A 16,080-nucleotide genomic window follows, 5' to 3' on the forward strand; every position below is an offset into this window, starting at 1 on the left:
AACACTTCCACCTTCCGCCGCATAAGCTCCTGGTGGAAGGAGTGTGAGTTTGACCATGGCAATTCCGGCCTATTATTCCCTCATCCAGCGCGGCTCCACCGGCCCCGACGTAGCACTGGTGCAGACCTGGCTCAACGGCCTGCGCGACACCTGCACCTGGTACCACGAGCTGACCACGGATGGGCGGTTCGGCACCAAGAGCGTGAACGCGGTGAAGGAGTTCCAGCTCAAAAACGACATGAATGTGGACGGCAAGGTGGGCGCGAACACCTGGAACGTGCTCTACACCAAGTACACCGCCAAACACGGCCTGCACGTCCCCTACCCCGGCATCGTGCTGCGGCAGGGCAGTTCCGGCGGCACGGTCCGGCTGGTGCAGCAGAAGCTGAACGCGCTGGGTGAAAAGCTCTCCACCGACGGCAAATACGGTGCTTCCACCGCAGCCGCCGTGGAGCGCTACCAGCGCCGCAACGGCCTCACTGCCGACGGCGCAGTCGGCAAAGCCACCTGGGAGAAGATGTTCTGACGACGGCCCACCCTCTCCGTCTGCTTCGCAGACAGCTCCCCCGAAGGGGGAGCCACTGGCGAGACGGTTTTGGGCGTACTGGATGAGCAAAGTTTCTTGAAACCATAAAATGGAGTGCTCCGTTGTTTCGTTCGACCGCATCTACCCAAACGCTCTTTGTCAGAGCGCAGTACAGATGTTGTTGGCCCTGACAGCGGAGCACTTCCGTTTACGATACGAAATACGTTCAGCGTCCAGCAGGGGCTGCCCGGCATGCCAATGGCTCGCCCTTCGGGAGAGCTGGCAAACCCGCAGGGTTTGACTGAGAGGGTAAGGCCGTTTATAATAAAAGCATTCCAACTGAAAGGCGGTGCTCCCATGCGTTTTCTTCACCTCTCCGACCTGCACCTCGGCAAGCGGGTCTGCGAGTTCTCCATGCTGGACGACCAGCGGTATATTCTGGAGGAGATCTTATCGCTCCTCGACACCCACCCCGTGGATGCTGTTCTGCTGGCGGGCGACCTCTACGACAAGCCTGTGCCCCCCGCCGAAGCCGTCCGTCTGCTGGACTGGTTCCTCACCGAACTGGCCGACCGGAAGCTGCCGGTCTTCGCCATCAGCGGCAACCACGACTCCGCCGAACGGATCGCGTTCGGTGCCCATCTGCTGGCGGGGAGCCAGGTCTACGTCAGCCCGGTGTTTGAAGGGGCCCCGGCCCCCATCCCCCTCACCGACGCATACGGCCCGGTGGATATTTACTTACTGCCCTTCCTGAAACCCGCCACGGTGCGCCACATCTACCCGGACGAGCCCATCGAGAGCTACAGCGACGCCCTGGGCTGTGTGCTGCGCCGCTGCGCCCCCGACCCGGCCCGCCGCAGCGTACTGGTGGCCCACCAGTTCGTGGCCGGTGCCGCCGCCTGCGAGAGCGAGGAGCCATCGGTGGGCGGGCTGGACTGTGTGGATGCCGCCCTCTTTGACGGCTTCGACTATGTGGCCCTCGGCCACCTGCACAGCCCCCAGAAGGTGGGCCGCGATACCCTGCGCTACTGCGGCACCCCGCTGAAGTATTCCTTCTCGGAGGCGCACCAGCACAAGAGCGCAACGTTTGTGGAGCTGGGGCCGAAGGGAGAAGTCACGCTTTCCACCGAGCCGCTGACCCCGAAGCACGACCTGCGGGAGCTGCGCGGCAGCTACATGGAGCTGACCGACCGCCGCAGCTATGCAGGCACGGCCACCGACGACTATCTGCACATCACCCTGACCGACGAGCAGGATGTGCCCGATGCGCTGGCCCGGCTGCGGGTCATCTACCCGAACCTGATGCGGCTGGACTACGACAACCTCCGCACCCGCACCCAGGCCGACCTCGACGCCCCGGCCCAGACCGAGCAGAAAACGCCGCTGGAACACTTCGCGGCCTTTTATGCGCTGCAAAACAATCAGCCCCTGAGCGCCGAGCAGGCTGCCTTCTGCCAGCAGCTCATTGAAACGCTCTGGAAGGAGGAGGACGCATGAGACCCCTGAAGCTGACCATTTCGGCCTTCGGGCCATACGCCAGCGCCGTCACGCTGGAGCTGGAGCGCCTGGGCAAAGGCGGCCTGTATCTCGTCACCGGTGACACCGGCGCGGGCAAGACCACCCTTTTCGACGCCATCACCTATGCCCTGTACGACCATTCCAGCGGCGGCGTGCGGGACGGCGCCATGCTGCGCAGCAAGTACGCTGACCCCGGCACCCCCACCTTTGTCGAGCTGGAATTTGAGGTGCGCGGCCAGCGGTACACCGTCCGCCGCAACCCGGACTACCTCCGCCCCAAAGCGCGGGGCGAGGGCACGACCACCGAAAAGGCAGACGCCGTCCTCACCTACCCGGACGGCCGCCCGCCAGTGACCCGGTCGAAGGATGTCACCGCCGCCGTCACCGCCCTCATCGGGCTGGACTACGACCAGTTCTGCCAGATCGCCATGATCGCGCAGGGGCAGTTCACCCGCCTGCTCAATGCCACGACCGAGGAGCGGAGCAAGATCTTCCGCAAACTGTTCCGCACCCAGCGCTACCAGAAATTGCAGGACGCACTGCAAGAGGAGAACGCCCGCCTCACGGCCCAGCGCACGGCCCAGAACGTCCAGCTGGACGCGTTGCTCTCCGGCATCCGCTATCCGGAGACCGACCCCGACGCCGAAGCGCTGGGCGGGCTTTCGGCGCAGCGCCCCGCCGAGGAAGTCACCGCCCTGCTGGACGGGCTCCTCACCCGGCAGGAGGCGGAACTCTCCGCTGCTGCCGCCGCCCACACCGCCGCGCAGACGCAGCTGGACGCGCTGCAGCAGACGCTGGGCCGGGCCGAGCAGGCCGAAGCGCTCCGCCGCCAGCGGGTCGAAAAGCAGGCCGAGCTTGCCGCCCTGCTCCCCCGCCGGGACGCAGCCCGCGCCGATGCGGCCCGCCATGCAGGCGATGCCGCCGCACTGGACGCTTTGACCGCCCAGCTGGAGCGGGCCAGAGCGGGCCTTGACGCCTGCGACGCGCTGGACAAGCTCTGCCGCGCACAGACCGCCGCCCGCAGCGAGGCCGACTTCGAACAGGCCAAAGCCCGCAAGGCGCGGGCCCAGCTGACCGCACTGGATGCAGAACTCGCCGCGCTGGACGCCGAAGCAGCCGCCCTCGGCGACCCGGAGACCCGGAACGTGGCCCTGACCGCTCAGGCCGAGCAGCTCACCCGCCGGGAGACCGCCCTCACCGCGCTGGCCCAGAGCCTGACCGAAGACCAGCGCCGCACCCACGCAGCCCGACAGGCACAGGACGCCTACCGCACCGCAGCCGCCGCGCAGGAAGCCGCCCACGCGGAGCGGGACGCCTGCGAGCGGGCGTTTCTGGACGCACAGGCCGGACTTCTGGCGCAGGGCCTTGCCGAAGGCACCCCCTGTCCCGTCTGCGGCAGTGTCCACCACCCGGCCAAAGCAGCGCTGCCTCACACCGCCCCCACCCAGGCGCAGGTGACCGCCGCCAAGCAGGCGGCCGAAGCGGCAGACCGCGAAGCGCAGGACCGCGCGGCCGCCGCCCGCGAAGCCCTCGCCGCCCAGCGGGAGGGCAAAGCCACCCTCCGCCGGGACGCCGAAAGCCTTCTGCCTGAACGCTTCACCTCGCCGGAGGGGCCGGTCGCTCTGACCGTGGCCCTGCTGAAAACGGCCCTTGCCGAGGAGACCGCCGCGCTCCAGACCGCACAGGCCGAGAACCGCGCAGCCCGGCAAAAGGCCGCCGCCGACTGTGCCCGCCGCACCCGGCTGGATACCACCCGCAAGACCAAAACGGCCCAGCGCACTGCGCTGGAAGCAGCAGCGGCCTCTGCCGAACAGACTGCCGCTGCCCGCGAAGCCACGGCTGCGGCGCTGGAACAGCAGATCACCGAAGCCCGGCAGACCGCACCGGCCAGCCGCGCCGAGGCCCAGCAGACGGTCGCCGACCTGACGGCCCAGCGCACTGCCTTGCGCACCGGCATGGAGCAGGCCGAAGCCGCCCGCCGCGCTGCGGAAAACGCCGTCGCTGCCGCCGAAGCTGCCGTGCAGGCCCTGCAAGACCAGCAGGCCCCGGAGACCGAGGCTACAGACCTCGACGCTTTGCGCACCCGGCTCACTGCGCTGCAAACGGCCCGCCAGCAGGCCGCCGAACAGGAAAAAGCCCTGACGGCCCAACTGGTGCCCAACCGCCGCGCCGCCGCCGACTACCGCCGCCTGGCCGCCGCCCGGCAGGTGCTGGAGACCCGCTGGCAGTGGGTCAACGCGCTGGCCTCCACAGCGGGCGGCACCCTGAGCAGCAAGCAGAAGATCAAGCTGGAAGCCTACATCCAGATGCACTATCTCGACCGCATCCTCGTCCACGCCAACACCCGCCTGATGCAGATGACCGCCGGGCAGTACGAGCTGGAGCGGGTCGGGGCCGAGAACCAGCGCAGCCAGTCCGGCCTGGACCTCGGCGTCATCGACCACTACAACGGCACCCGCCGCAGTGTGAAGACCCTTTCCGGCGGCGAGAGCTTCAAGGCCTCGCTGGCGCTGGCGCTGGGCCTTTCGGACGAAGTCCAGAGCACGGCCGGCGGCATCCGGCTGGATACCCTCTTCCTCGACGAGGGCTTCGGTTCCCTCGACGACGAAAGTCTGGAACAGGCCATCCGGGTCCTCTCCGGCCTGACCGAGGGCGACCGGCTCGTGGGCATCATCTCCCACGTCGCCGCCCTCAAAGACCGCATCGACCATCAGGTCCTCGTCAAAAAGGCCCGCAGCGGGGGGAGCACGGTGGAGCTGATCGTGTAAACATGTCCGTTTTTCCACCCTCTGTTTCGGCCCTGCCGACAAAAAAATCTCCGCGCAGCTGCGCGGAGATTTTTTGTTTGCCTTCTTATTGTTCTTCCTGTTCTTCGCTCGTGTAGAGCATCATCAGGTGGTTGGCCGAAGCTTCCAGCTGCTCTTTGGCCTGCCGGAGGTTTGCTTCCTCGGTCTCGTTCATCTTTTCGGGTTTGTCCTTCCGCAGGCAGCGGCGGAGGTTGGCCACATCGGCCTTGATGCGGTTCTTTTCGTCCTTGTCCAGCTCCTTTTTGCACTTGGACAGGGCCTCATCCACCTTGTAGGCCAGCACTTCGGCCTGATTGTGAAGTTCCAGCCGCTCTTTCCGGCGGCTGTCTTCAGCCTCATACGCGGCGGCATCCGCCATGGCGCGCTGGATCTCGTGTTCCGACAGGTTCGTGCTGCCGGTGATGGTGATGTTCTGCTCCCGCCCGGTGCCGAGGTCTTTGGCGGAGACCTTCACGACGCCGTTGACGTCGATATCAAAAGTCACTTCGATCTGCGGCTTGGACGAGAAGCTGGCACGGATGCCGTTCAGCTTGAACTTGCCCAGGCTCTTGTTGTCCCGCGCAAAATGGCGTTCTCCCTGCAGGACGTTGATCTCCACGCTGGTCTGCATCGGGCGCGCCGTCGTGAAGATCTGGCTCTTCCGGGTGGGGATCATGCTGTTGCGGGTGATGAGCGGGGTCGCCACGCCGCCCAGCGTCTCAATGGACAAGGTCAGCGGAGTGACATCCATCAGCACAAGGCCCTGCGCAGCGGCACCGGCAGCACCGGCCAGCTTGCCGCCGCCCTGCAGCAGAGCGCCCTGGACCGCTGCGCCCATGGCGACACATTCGTCCGGGTTCAGGCTGTGGCTGGGCTCGCAGCCCAGCAGCTCTTTGACCTGACGTTCTACGGCCGGCATCCGGGTGCTGCCGCCCACCAGAAGCACCTTGCCCAGCTGGCTGGCGGCGATGCCTGCATCCCGCAGGGCATTCTGCACCGGCTGCACGGTGCGGGCCAGCAGGTCGCCGGTCATCATCTCGAACTGCGGGCGGGTGAGCGTCAGGTCCAGATGGTGGGGGCCGTCTTTGCCCACCGCAATGAAGGGCAGGTTCAGCTGTGCGCTCAGCGCGCTGGATAGCTCCTTCTTGGCCTTTTCGGCCTCCTCTTTCAGACGGCCCATGGCGGCGGGGTCGCGGCTCAGGTCGATGCGGTCGGATTTCTTGAACTCCGCCACCGCATACTCCACGATCCGCTCATCGAAATCATCGCCGCCCAGATGGGTGTCGCCGCCGGTAGCCAGCACCGTGAAGGTGCCATCCTCGATCTCGATGATGGAGACATCGAAGGTGCCGCCGCCCAGGTCATAGACCAAAATCTTCTGCGGCGCTTCGTTGTCCAGACCGTAGGCCACCGCTGCGGCTGTAGGCTCGTTGATGATGCGCAGAACGTTCAGCCCCGCGATGCGGCCTGCATCCTGCGTAGCCTTGCGCTGGCTGTCGTCAAAGTAGGCAGGCACCGTGATGACGGCCTCGGTCACCGGCTCGCCGAGGTAGCTCTCAGCGTCGCGGCGGATCTTCGTCAGGATCATGGCGCTGATCTCCTGTGGGGTCAGGTCTTTGCCGTCGATGTGGACCCGGTGGTCGGAACCCATGTAGCGCTTGATGCTGGAGATGGTGCGGCCGGAGTTGGTCGCGATCTGGCGCTTGGCCGCACCGCCCACCAGACGCTCACCGTCTCTGGTAAAGGCGACCACGCTGGGGGTGGTGCGTTCGCCCTCGGCATTGGCGATGACCACGGGCTTGCCGCCCTCGACCACTGCCACACAGGAGTTGGTCGTTCCAAGGTCGATTCCGATCACGTTGCTCATAGTGCTTGTCCTCTTTTCTTGCGGCACAGATTTTTTTCCAGAATCATCTTACCGATTTCCTATGACGATTTCATAGAACAAATGTAAAGAATTTGTGTTCCTGCCGATCTCATCGGTTCTCCAGCCCTTCGTTCATCAGCTCCGCCACGGTCTTCCGGGTCTCGTCCAGCCAGATCTCCGCGTCCGGTGCCCCCTCTTCCAGCTGGATGCAGAAGCCCTGCTCGGCCTCCGCCAGCTCCATCAGCGCCTTTTTGCGGGAGACATACCGCGTTTCGCACTGGGCGATGCGGAGCCGGATCTGCGGCGTATAGGAGACATCCGGCATCCCGCGGGCGGCACTCTGGGCGCGGCGGTAGTATTGCAGCGCGGCGGCGGCTTCCTGCCCGGAGGCCGCTGCGTCATCGCCAAGGGCGATCATGGCCTGCACTTCCCCGGCCTCGGCGGCTTTTTTCCACATCCGCCGGGCCTGTACCTTGCTGCGCCGGGCACCCCGGCCCTGATACAGGCAGTCGCCCAACAGCGCCAGCGCTTCGGCGCTGCCCGCCTCGGCGGCTTTTTCATAGTGCTGCACCGCCTCGGCCCAGCTGCCCTGCCGCGCGGCATCGTAGCCCGCATCCAGTTCTTCCAGACCGGGGCCTTCGCTGCCCCGCTCCGACTTGAGCAGCCCGTTCAGGATGGAGCCATCCAGCGTAGCGGAATTGGTCCACGGGTCGATGACCACACCGTCGATGCCGTCGGTGTTCAGGGCATATTCCATGGCCTCCCGCATCCCGCGCTCGGCCATGGGCCGGGTGGCCGTGGCGCGCTCGGCTTCCGCCGTCTTCACCGAAGTGAACAGGGGTAGGTAGCTGCGCTCCTTCCGGGTGTGGAGCAGCCAGGGGTCCAGCCCTTCTGCCTTTTCCGCCGGGATGGGCATGGAAGCCCACGGAGCCGGGCCGCTCTGCGGGTCGGCTGCGGCATCCAGCGGCACCAGCACCCGCGTTTTCAGCTCCAGTGCATAGTTCAGGGCGTTCATCAGGTTCCAGAAATGCGTCTCGTTCTGCTCCCGGTAGAGCCGCTCCACGGCCTGCTCCACCACCGGGCAGCCCGTGCCCGCCGGGCTGTATTGGGGGGCAGCCTTTTTCTTCCGGCTGCCCACCGGGCGGAACCGCCGTGCGCTTTTCTCGTATTCCATTTGCATCACCCTTCTTTTTCCATCCGTCATAATAATTTATTATAGCAGGATTTCCCAAGTTTCACAATGGGGAAGACGCACCGCATTTTTCCGCAAAACAATAGCATTCCGACTCCGGTTGTATTATAATATGCGATGGGAAAGTTTCCCCCGATTTACATTTCAGAAAAGGAGTCTTTCGCCTTGAACAAAATGCTTACCCACCTGAACGGCTACAAGCGCGAGGCCGTCCTCGCGCCGCTGTTCAAGATGCTGGAAGCCACGTTCGACCTGTTTGTCCCTCTGGTCATGGCAGACATCGTCAACGTCGGCATTGCGGCGCACGACCTGCAGTATATCCTTGCGCGGTGCGGCATCCTGCTGCTGCTCGCCGTCATCGGCCTGACCTGCAGCCTGACGGCCCAGTATTTCTCCGCCAAGGCCGCTGTGGGCTACTCCACCTCGCTGCGCCATGCGCTGTTTGAGCACATCCAGAAGCTCGGCTTCACCGAGATGGATACGCTGGGCACCAGCACCCTCATCACCCGCATGACCAGCGACATCAATCAGGTGCAGAGCGGCCTGAACCTCTTCCTCCGCCTGTTCCTGCGCAGCCCGTTCGTGGTGGTCGGGGCCATGGTCATGGCCTTCACGGTCAATGCGCGGGCCGCATGGATCTTCGTGGTGGCCATCCCGCTGCTGTCCATCGTGGTCTTCGGCATCATGGTCCTGACCAACCCGCTGTATAAGACCGCCCAGACCCGTCTGGACCGGGTGCTGGGCCTGACCCGCGAGAACCTGACCGGCGTTCGCGTCGTCCGCGCCTTTGACAAGGAGAAGAGCGAGATCGACCGCTTCGAGTCCGCCAACGACCTGCTGACCAAAATGCAGCTCCACGTCGGCCATCTCTCCTCCCTGATGAGCCCGCTGACCTACGTGATCATCAACCTGGCCATCGTGGCTCTGCTGTATGTGGGCAGCATCGAGATCAACATCGGCGGCATGGCAGCCGGTGATGTCATCGCGCTGGTCAACTACATGAACCAGATCCTGGTCGAGCTGGTCAAGCTGGCCAACCTCATCGTGCAGATCAGCAAGGCGCTGGCCTGCGCCAGCCGTGTGCAGGCCGTGCTGGACACGGAACCGGGGATGGCGTTCCCCGCTGCCCTTCCGGATGCCGTGGAGGCCGACAAGGCCGATGACGCCGTTCGGTTCGACCATGTCAGCCTGACCTACGCCGGTGCCGGTGCCCCCAGCCTGTCGGACATCAGCTTCACGGCCAAATGCGGCCAGACCATCGGCGTCATCGGCGGCACGGGCAGCGGCAAATCCAGCCTCATCAACCTCATCCCCCGCTTCTACGATGCCACCGAGGGTTCGGTTGAGATCCTGGGCCGTCCGGTGCAGGCATACCCGCGGGACGTTCTGCGCGGCAGTGTCAGCGTCGTCATGCAGAAAGCGCAGCTCTTCGGCGGCACCATCCGCTCGAACCTGCTCTGGGGCAACAAGAACGCCTCGGATGCCGACCTGTGGGCCGCACTGGAAACGGCACAGGCTGCGGAATTCGTCAAGACGAAGCCCCTTGGGCTGGACGAGCCGGTGGAGCAGGGCGGCCGGAACCTCTCCGGCGGCCAGAAGCAGCGCCTGACCATTGCCCGCGCACTGGTGGGCAAGCCCGACATCCTCATTCTGGACGACAGCGCCAGCGCTCTGGACTACGCCACCGATGCCGCCCTGCGCAAGGCACTGGCGGCTCTGCCCGGCAGCCTGACCGTCTTCATCGTCAGCCAGCGCGCCGCCAGCCTGCAGCACGCCGACCAGATCCTCGTTCTGGACGACGGCAAACTCGTCGGCCTCGGCAAACACGCCGACCTGCTGGCCTCCTGCCCGGTCTATGAGGAGATCTATGCCAGCCAGTTCAAGAAAGGGGATGCGCAGAAATGAGTGCAAAAGCAAAGAGCAGCCTGACCCCGGAACAGCGCAAGGCAACGCTCCGCCGGGTGCTGAAAAAGATCCGCCCCTACTACTTTTTCGTGGGGTGCAGCCTCATCGTGGCCGCCGTGAGCGTGGCCGCCCAGCTGTATATCCCCATCCTCTGCGGCAGCGCCATCGACCTGATGCTCGGCAAGGGCCGCGTGGACTTTGCCGGTGTGATGCAGATCATCGTGCAGATCGTGGCCGTGGCCATCCTCGCAGCCTTTGCGCAGTGGCTGCTGAGCGTCTGCAACAACCGCATCACCTTCTCCGTCAGCCGCGACCTGCGCAATGCCGCCCTGCGGAAGATTCAGACCCTCCCCCTCTCCTATCTCGACAGCCACCCCTCCGGCGACATCGTCAGCCGGATGATCGCCGATGTGGACACCTTCGCTGACGGCCTGCTGATGGGCTTCACCCAGCTGTTCTCCGGCCTGCTGACCATCTTCGGCACCCTGTTGTTCATGCTGTGGGAGAATGTCCCCATCACGCTGGTGGTCGTCTGCATCACCCCGCTGAGCCTGGTGGTTGCCAGCTTTCTGGCCAAGCGCAGCTACAAGTATTTTCAGGGGCAGAGCACCGTGCGCGGTGAGCAGACTGCTCTGGTCAATGAGATGATCGAAGGCCAGAAGGTCGTGCAGGCCTTCGGCCACGAGGCCGAGAGCCTTGCCGCCTTTGACGAGGTGAACACGCGGCTGCAGGATGTCAGCCTGAAGGCCATCTTCTTCTCCAGCATGACCAACCCCGCCACCCGCTTCGTCAACAACATCGTCTATGCAGGCGTCGGTCTGGTGGGTGCGATCTATGCTGTGGCGGGCGGCATCACCATCGGTCAGCTGAGCATCTTCCTCAACTACGCCAACCAGTACACCAAGCCCTTCAACGAGATCTCCGGCGTCGTCACCGAGCTGCAGAACGCACTGGCCTGCGCGGCCCGCGTCTTTGAGCTGCTGGACGCCGACGACCAGGTGCCCGAAGCCGAACACGCCAGGGTGCTGCAGCCGGACGGCCATGTGGAGCTGAAGGACGTCTCCTTCCGCTACCTGCCGGACCGCCCCCTCATCGAGGGCCTGAACCTGGACGTCAAGCCCGGCCAGCGCATCGCCATCGTCGGCCCCACCGGCTGCGGCAAGACCACCCTCATCAACCTGCTCATGCGGTTCTATGACGTCAACGGCGGCTCCATTACCGTCTCCGGCGACGACATCCGGAACGTGACCCGCGCTTCCCTGCGCGGCAGCTACGGCATGGTGCTGCAGGACACCTGGCTGCGCGCCGGCACCGTCCGCGAGAACATCGCCTACGGCAAGCCCGATGCCACCGACGAAGAGATCGTTGCCGCGGCCAGAGCAGCCCACGCCGACAGCTTCATCCGCCGCCTGCCGGACGGTTACGATACCGTCATCGCGGAGGACGGCGGCAACATCAGCCAGGGCCAGAAGCAGCTGCTCTGCATCGCCCGCGTCATGCTCTGCCTGCCGCCCATGCTGATCCTGGACGAGGCCACCTCCTCCATCGACACCCGCACCGAGGTGCGCATCCAGGCCGCGTTCGCCCGGATGATGCAGGGCCGCACGAGCTTCATCGTGGCCCACCGCCTGTCCACCATCCGCGAGGCCGACGTCATCCTTGTGATGAAGGACGGCCACATCGTGGAGCAGGGCAATCACGACGAACTGCTGGCCCAGGGCGGCTTCTACGCCAAGCTCTACAACAGCCAGTTCGAGGGCGTGGAGACCTGACCGGCACAAACAAAAAATGGGATGCTCGTTTCGAGCATCCCATTTTTGTTTGCCAGAATCCTGCCGCCCGTCGTTTCAGACCGTCTCGACCACCACCGGCTCCTCCGGCGGCGGGGTCAGCGTGGAGTGCGCCCGCACAAAGGCAGCTGCGCGCTGGCTGGCAATGCCCTGCCGCAGCTTTCGCTTGTCGTTGGACGGGAAGGTCCGCTCCCCGTTCCAGCTCTCCAGCGCAGCCTGCACCTCGGCCTCCGTGGGCCAGAGATGTTCCGCTTCGGCCACCAGCAGAAGCCCCAGACGCCCCCGCAGTTTCTGTTCCGCCTGAGCGTGAAGCTCCGCCCGGAACTGTTCCACCGTCTGGCCCTGCACCTTCAGGTATTGGTCAAAGTTGATGTTGTTTGCCTGCATCCGCAGGTTGAACTCCCGCTGCTCGGCAAAGTAGTTGCCCGCCACCAATTGCTTCGGCAGCGCGCCCTTCACCTCGCCGCCGAGCTGGTAGACCAGCTCCCGCTCGGCCAGCGTCTCGGCCTGGGCGCAGCGGGTCTTGTAGATCTCCCGCGCCACACGGTCCCGCAGAGCTTTTTTGCCCGCCTCGTCGGCGGCGCGGTCCTCGTCGCCGTGGTGGCGGTTGATCTCCAGTTCAAGGGTCAGTTTCCGGATAGGCCGGGGCCGGATGGGCTGCACAAAGCCGGTGTACCGCCCCAGCTCCAACGGCGGCAGGCAGAAAAACTCCGCTCCCGCCCGGAACCCTTCGGCCCGGTTGACGGCCAGCAGCTCAAAGTCCGGGTCGGTCACCGGGACGAGCCGGTGCTCTTCCATCAGCTGCGCGAACAGCGGCGAAAAGCCTTCCAGAATGGCGCGGTTCACCGCTGCCGTCAGCAGGTCTTCTTCCTCTTTGGGCGCATCCGGTGCCGCCTGCTCGGCCTGCACCGCTGCTTCCAGCTCCTCGGCACTGGCCGAAAAGACCACCCGGCAGTCGCCCGGTTCCGGCATCCCAAAATGTTCCAATTTCATAGCATTTCCTCCTCACCGCACAAATCCGGCCATCAGCAGCACCAGCACCACCGCCAGCGCAAAGTACAGCACTTCGGCCCCCAGCACGGCGCGGTCGCCTTCCACATACATCTTCTCCGGATCTTCCGGGTCATAATATAAGGTAACGGTCTCCCCGGCCGCAAAGCCCTTGCCCTTGGCCGCTTTCGGGTAATGGAGGCGGTGGCTGCCGCCTGCCGTCTCAAATTCCAGCACATAGGCCTGACCGTCCCGGCCCTGCGCGGTGCCCGCAACGCGGGCGGTGACCTTTTCGCCTTTTGTCTGCAAACGCCGCCGCGCAAGCACACTGCGCACCCCCATGCCGAACATGAGCGCCGCCCCGATGATAAAGATCAGAAAGTTGAACATGTGTGGTTCCCTCATTCCATCGTATTTTGCCGCAGGGCCCCCGGCCCCGGACAGCTCAGGTCTTATTGTATCATATTTCACCGAAAATTTCGCCCCATCGTCCTCATTCCGGTGCCAAAATTTCATCCGGAATTTTTGTCAGAAAAATTCGAAAAAAGCGCTTGACATTTCCGGTTTCCATGGTATAATTACTATCGTTCCGAGCGACACAGCTCACGAACGAAAACAAAATATGCGGATATGGCGGAATTGGCAGACGCGTTAGATTCAGGTTCTAATCGGGGCAACTCGGTGGAGGTTCAAGTCCTCTTATCCGCACTCTCAAACGACAGCTTTCAAAAAGGCTGTCGTTTTTCTTTTGCGTCCCTCCTTTTGGAAACGCTCTGCTATGCGGACAAGAGGACTTGAACAGCACGGCCCTGCCGCAGGCGGGGCAACAAAAGCCCCAGTGGGGCTTTTGTTCGTGCGCGGTTCCTGGACCCGTAGGAATGTCTACCGGGAAGACTGCCGTTAAAATAGAAAATCCGAACCTTTTCTCGATAGGAGAGGGGTTCGGATTTTTTGTTTTCTTCGGAAAGCAGAATGCCGCGGTTGCGCAGCAATGAAAGCCCCAGTGCACTGGATGTGACCATGGCGCAGAGGTTAGAACTGAATTATCTCATCTATAATGACCCGCTGGGCTATGCGGATTTGATTTTGAACGGTGACCCAGAGGAATATTTGAAGAATGTGGCCGGGAGCCATGGACTAGAAATCCGAATGAATGCTGGACATTACCGCTTTTTTGCGCTGGTGATGTCAGGCATTTTTTAGTGTTAGCCGATCAATTTTAATGGAATCTTTATACTTCTACAATTTTCTTTACGGCTCTTTTATCTATTCCGTGCTAATCTTTATGCACACGGATAGGTAAAGGAGCTTTTATGATTCAATATCCTCATTATAGGCAGCACCGTTTTTCTTCTTTTCAGGTCATTATTGCAGGGTTTGCGGCAGTTGGTCTGGTGGGCGCATTGCTTCTGATGCTCCCGATTGCTACACAACAGCGGTGCGTCACACCGTTCCATGAGGCACTGTTTACCTCCACCTCTGCCCTTTGCGTGACCGGCCTTGTGGTACAGGATACCGGCAGCTACTGGTCGGCATTCGGGCAGAGTGTGATTCTTCTTCTGATCCAGATCGGAGGACTGGGCGTCATTACAGTGGGCGCTGCCTTTGCGCTGCTTTCCGGGCGAAAGATCTCCCTCAAGCAGCGCAGCACGATGCAGGAAGCCACCGCTGCCCCACAGATGGGCGGCATCGTGCGGCTGACAGGCTTTATTCTGCGGATCACCGCTCTGTTTGAACTGGCCGGTGCTGCACTGTTGCTGCCGACATTTTGCGCCGATTATGGCTTGCGCGGGATCTGGTATGCACTGTTTCATTCCATTTCGGCGTTCTGCAATGCCGGTTTTGATCTGCTGGGAACAGAGGGTGCAAAATTTGTTTCGCTGACACGGTATGCAGGTGACCCATTGCTTACCACAGTGATCGCGGCCCTGATCGTCTTTGGCGGCCTTGGCTTTCTGACATGGGAGGACATTTGTACATACCGCCTTGACTTTCACCGCTATCGGATGCAGAGCAAGGTGATCCTTGTCACAACGGCGTTTCTTCTGGTACTGCCGACGCTGTACTTTTATTGCTTCGAGTTCACGGCAGGCTCTGCCCGACAGCGCATTTTATTGTCGATGTTCCAATCCGTTACCCCTCGTACTGCCGGTTTTAACACCGCCGATCTTGCTGCGATGGGCAGCACTTCACAGGCATTGATGGTGGTTCTGATGCTGTTGGGCGGTTCGCCTGGCTCCACGGCAGGCGGCATGAAAACCACAACATTTGCTGTTCTGCTGGCCAATATGTGGGCGACCTTTCGCCGCAGAGAAGATGCGGAATTTTTCGGGCGGCGCATAGATAGTTCTGCGGTCAAGAATGCTGCTACGATCGCAGGGATGTATTTGACGCTGTTCTTCCTCGGAGCCTTTGTCATTGCTGCGGCAGAGCAATTGCCGATGGCAGTTTGTTTGTATGAGACTGCTTCGGCTGTGGCAACGGTAGGTCTGACATTGGGCATCACGCCGCAGCTGGGGGTCCTTTCGCAGGGGGTGCTGATCGCACTGATGTTTTTGGGGCGTGTTGGCGGATTGACGTTGATCTATGCGGCATTTGGCAGCAGCCCTGCCCACTCTCGTCTGCCGCAGGAGAAAATCGCAATCGGATAAAGGAGACAAGTATGAAATCGATTCTTTTGATCGGGCTTGGCCGTTTTGGCCGCCATATTGCGCAGGAACTGAATGAGCTGGGTCATCAGGTCATGGCGATTGACAGCAACGAAGACCGTGTGAACGCCGTGCTTTCCTATGTGACGAATGCACAGATCGGTGACAGCACCAGCGAATACTTTCTGCGTTCCCTTGGTGTCGGCAATTTTGATGTGTGTATCGTAACCATCGGCGGCAATTTTCAGAGTTCGTTGGAAACAACATCGCTGCTCAAAGAATTGGGAGCAAAGCTTGTGGTCTCGCGTGCAGAGCGGGATGTACAAGCCAAGTTTCTGCTGCGCAACGGTGCGGATGAAGTGGTCTACCCGGAAAAGCAGCTGGCAAAGTGGGCAGCGATCCGATACAGCTCCGAACACATTCTGGATTATATCGAGCTGCAGGACGACCACGCCATCATGGAAGTGACCATTCCGCCGGAATGGATGGATCGCACGATCGGCGAGATCAATATCCGAAAAAAGTATAACATCAATATTCTTGCGCTGAAAAAAGACGGAAAGCTCGATATGAACATCACGCCGGATACGCAGCTGTGCCGGGATGAAAGCATGCTGGTTTTGGGGAAATACGCATCGATCCAAAAGTGTTTCCGGCTCTGAAAAGATAGGACGGATCATATGGATGTCGTTTTGTTGTTGATGGTTCTTGGAGTCATGTTGAGTGGATTTTGGGCAGCAGATGCGCTGGATCACATACGAAAGGAAATCATTCGACAAGAAGGAAAAAGACGCGGCTGGTGGTCGTGACCATCAAATTGTGCTATACTGTGGGCAAGGCAGGTGATCTTTATGAATC

The 16,080-nt window shown here is 62.3% G+C and carries 11 protein-coding genes, 1 tRNA gene and 1 pseudogene; 9 read left to right on the top strand and 4 right to left on the bottom strand.

Annotation, left to right across the window (positions count from 1 at the left end):
• Positions 1–55 precede the first annotated feature (55 nt).
• The 3 genes from I5P96_RS10625 (at position 56) to I5P96_RS10635 (ending at position 4,812) form a co-directional block, all read left to right on the top strand.
• The gene (locus I5P96_RS10625) at positions 56–526 is read left to right on the top strand and encodes a peptidoglycan-binding domain-containing protein (RefSeq protein WP_118552054.1); all 471 of its coding nucleotides are present in this window, start codon (positions 56–58) and stop codon (positions 524–526) included.
• 357 nt (positions 527–883) lie between these two features.
• Positions 884–2,023, top strand: coding sequence for an exonuclease SbcCD subunit D (locus tag I5P96_RS10630; RefSeq protein ID WP_223382013.1), 1,140 nt, complete (start codon positions 884–886; stop codon positions 2,021–2,023).
• Positions 2,020–4,812, top strand: coding sequence for an AAA family ATPase (locus I5P96_RS10635; protein ID WP_223382015.1), 2,793 nt, complete (start codon positions 2,020–2,022; stop codon positions 4,810–4,812). Before I5P96_RS10630 ends, I5P96_RS10635 begins: the two co-directional genes overlap by 4 nt.
• An 85-nt stretch (positions 4,813–4,897) precedes the next feature.
• Here I5P96_RS10635 and dnaK read toward each other — a convergent pair whose 3' ends face one another.
• Positions 4,898–6,697, bottom strand: coding sequence for a molecular chaperone DnaK (dnaK, locus tag I5P96_RS10640; protein WP_223382017.1), 1,800 nt, complete (start codon positions 6,695–6,697; stop codon positions 4,898–4,900).
• A gap of 109 nt (positions 6,698–6,806) precedes the next feature.
• Positions 6,807–7,871 (bottom strand): SseB family protein, encoded by a 1,065-nt coding sequence (locus I5P96_RS10645; RefSeq protein WP_223382018.1) that lies wholly within the window; start codon positions 7,869–7,871, stop codon positions 6,807–6,809.
• A gap of 183 nt (positions 7,872–8,054) precedes the next feature.
• On the opposite strand from I5P96_RS10645, the gene I5P96_RS10650 reads away from it, so the two are divergent.
• Both I5P96_RS10650 and I5P96_RS10655 read left to right on the top strand, forming a co-directional pair.
• Positions 8,055–9,794, top strand: a complete 1,740-nt coding sequence (locus I5P96_RS10650) for an ABC transporter ATP-binding protein (protein ID WP_317850507.1) — start codon at positions 8,055–8,057, stop codon at positions 9,792–9,794.
• Positions 9,791–11,566 (top strand): ABC transporter ATP-binding protein, encoded by a 1,776-nt coding sequence (locus I5P96_RS10655; protein WP_223382020.1) that lies wholly within the window; start codon positions 9,791–9,793, stop codon positions 11,564–11,566. The genes I5P96_RS10650 and I5P96_RS10655 overlap by 4 nt, the downstream gene beginning before the upstream one ends.
• Before the next feature lie 75 nt (positions 11,567–11,641).
• Here the strand turns inward: I5P96_RS10655 and I5P96_RS10660 are convergent, their stop codons facing one another.
• The gene (locus I5P96_RS10660) at positions 11,642–12,577 is read right to left on the bottom strand and encodes an FKBP-type peptidylprolyl isomerase (RefSeq protein ID WP_223382022.1); all 936 of its coding nucleotides are present in this window, start codon (positions 12,575–12,577) and stop codon (positions 11,642–11,644) included.
• A gap of 12 nt (positions 12,578–12,589) precedes the next feature.
• Entirely contained in the window at positions 12,590–12,964 is a 375-nt protein-coding gene (locus tag I5P96_RS10665) for a DUF3592 domain-containing protein (RefSeq protein ID WP_223382025.1), read from the bottom strand.
• A 234-nt stretch (positions 12,965–13,198) separates the two neighbouring features.
• On the opposite strand from I5P96_RS10665, the gene I5P96_RS10670 reads away from it, so the two are divergent.
• From I5P96_RS10670 to I5P96_RS10685, 4 genes and pseudogenes are all read left to right on the top strand, one after another.
• Positions 13,199–13,282: transfer RNA gene (locus I5P96_RS10670), tRNA-Leu, on the top strand.
• 297 nt (positions 13,283–13,579) lie between these two features.
• A pseudogene (locus tag I5P96_RS10675) lies at positions 13,580–13,777 on the top strand (DUF6061 family protein); the annotation flags it as partial.
• Positions 13,778–13,887: 110 nt separating this feature from the next.
• Positions 13,888–15,225, top strand: coding sequence for a TrkH family potassium uptake protein (locus tag I5P96_RS10680; RefSeq protein ID WP_223382026.1), 1,338 nt, complete (start codon positions 13,888–13,890; stop codon positions 15,223–15,225).
• An 11-nt stretch (positions 15,226–15,236) separates the two neighbouring features.
• Positions 15,237–15,884, top strand: coding sequence for a potassium channel family protein (locus I5P96_RS10685; RefSeq protein WP_015565003.1), 648 nt, complete (start codon positions 15,237–15,239; stop codon positions 15,882–15,884).
• Positions 15,885–16,080: the final 196 nt, after the last annotated feature.

The sequence above is a fragment of the Faecalibacterium prausnitzii genome (assembly GCF_019967995.1).
In the GTDB taxonomy this organism is placed as follows: Bacteria; Bacillota; Clostridia; order Oscillospirales; family Ruminococcaceae; genus Faecalibacterium; species Faecalibacterium prausnitzii_E.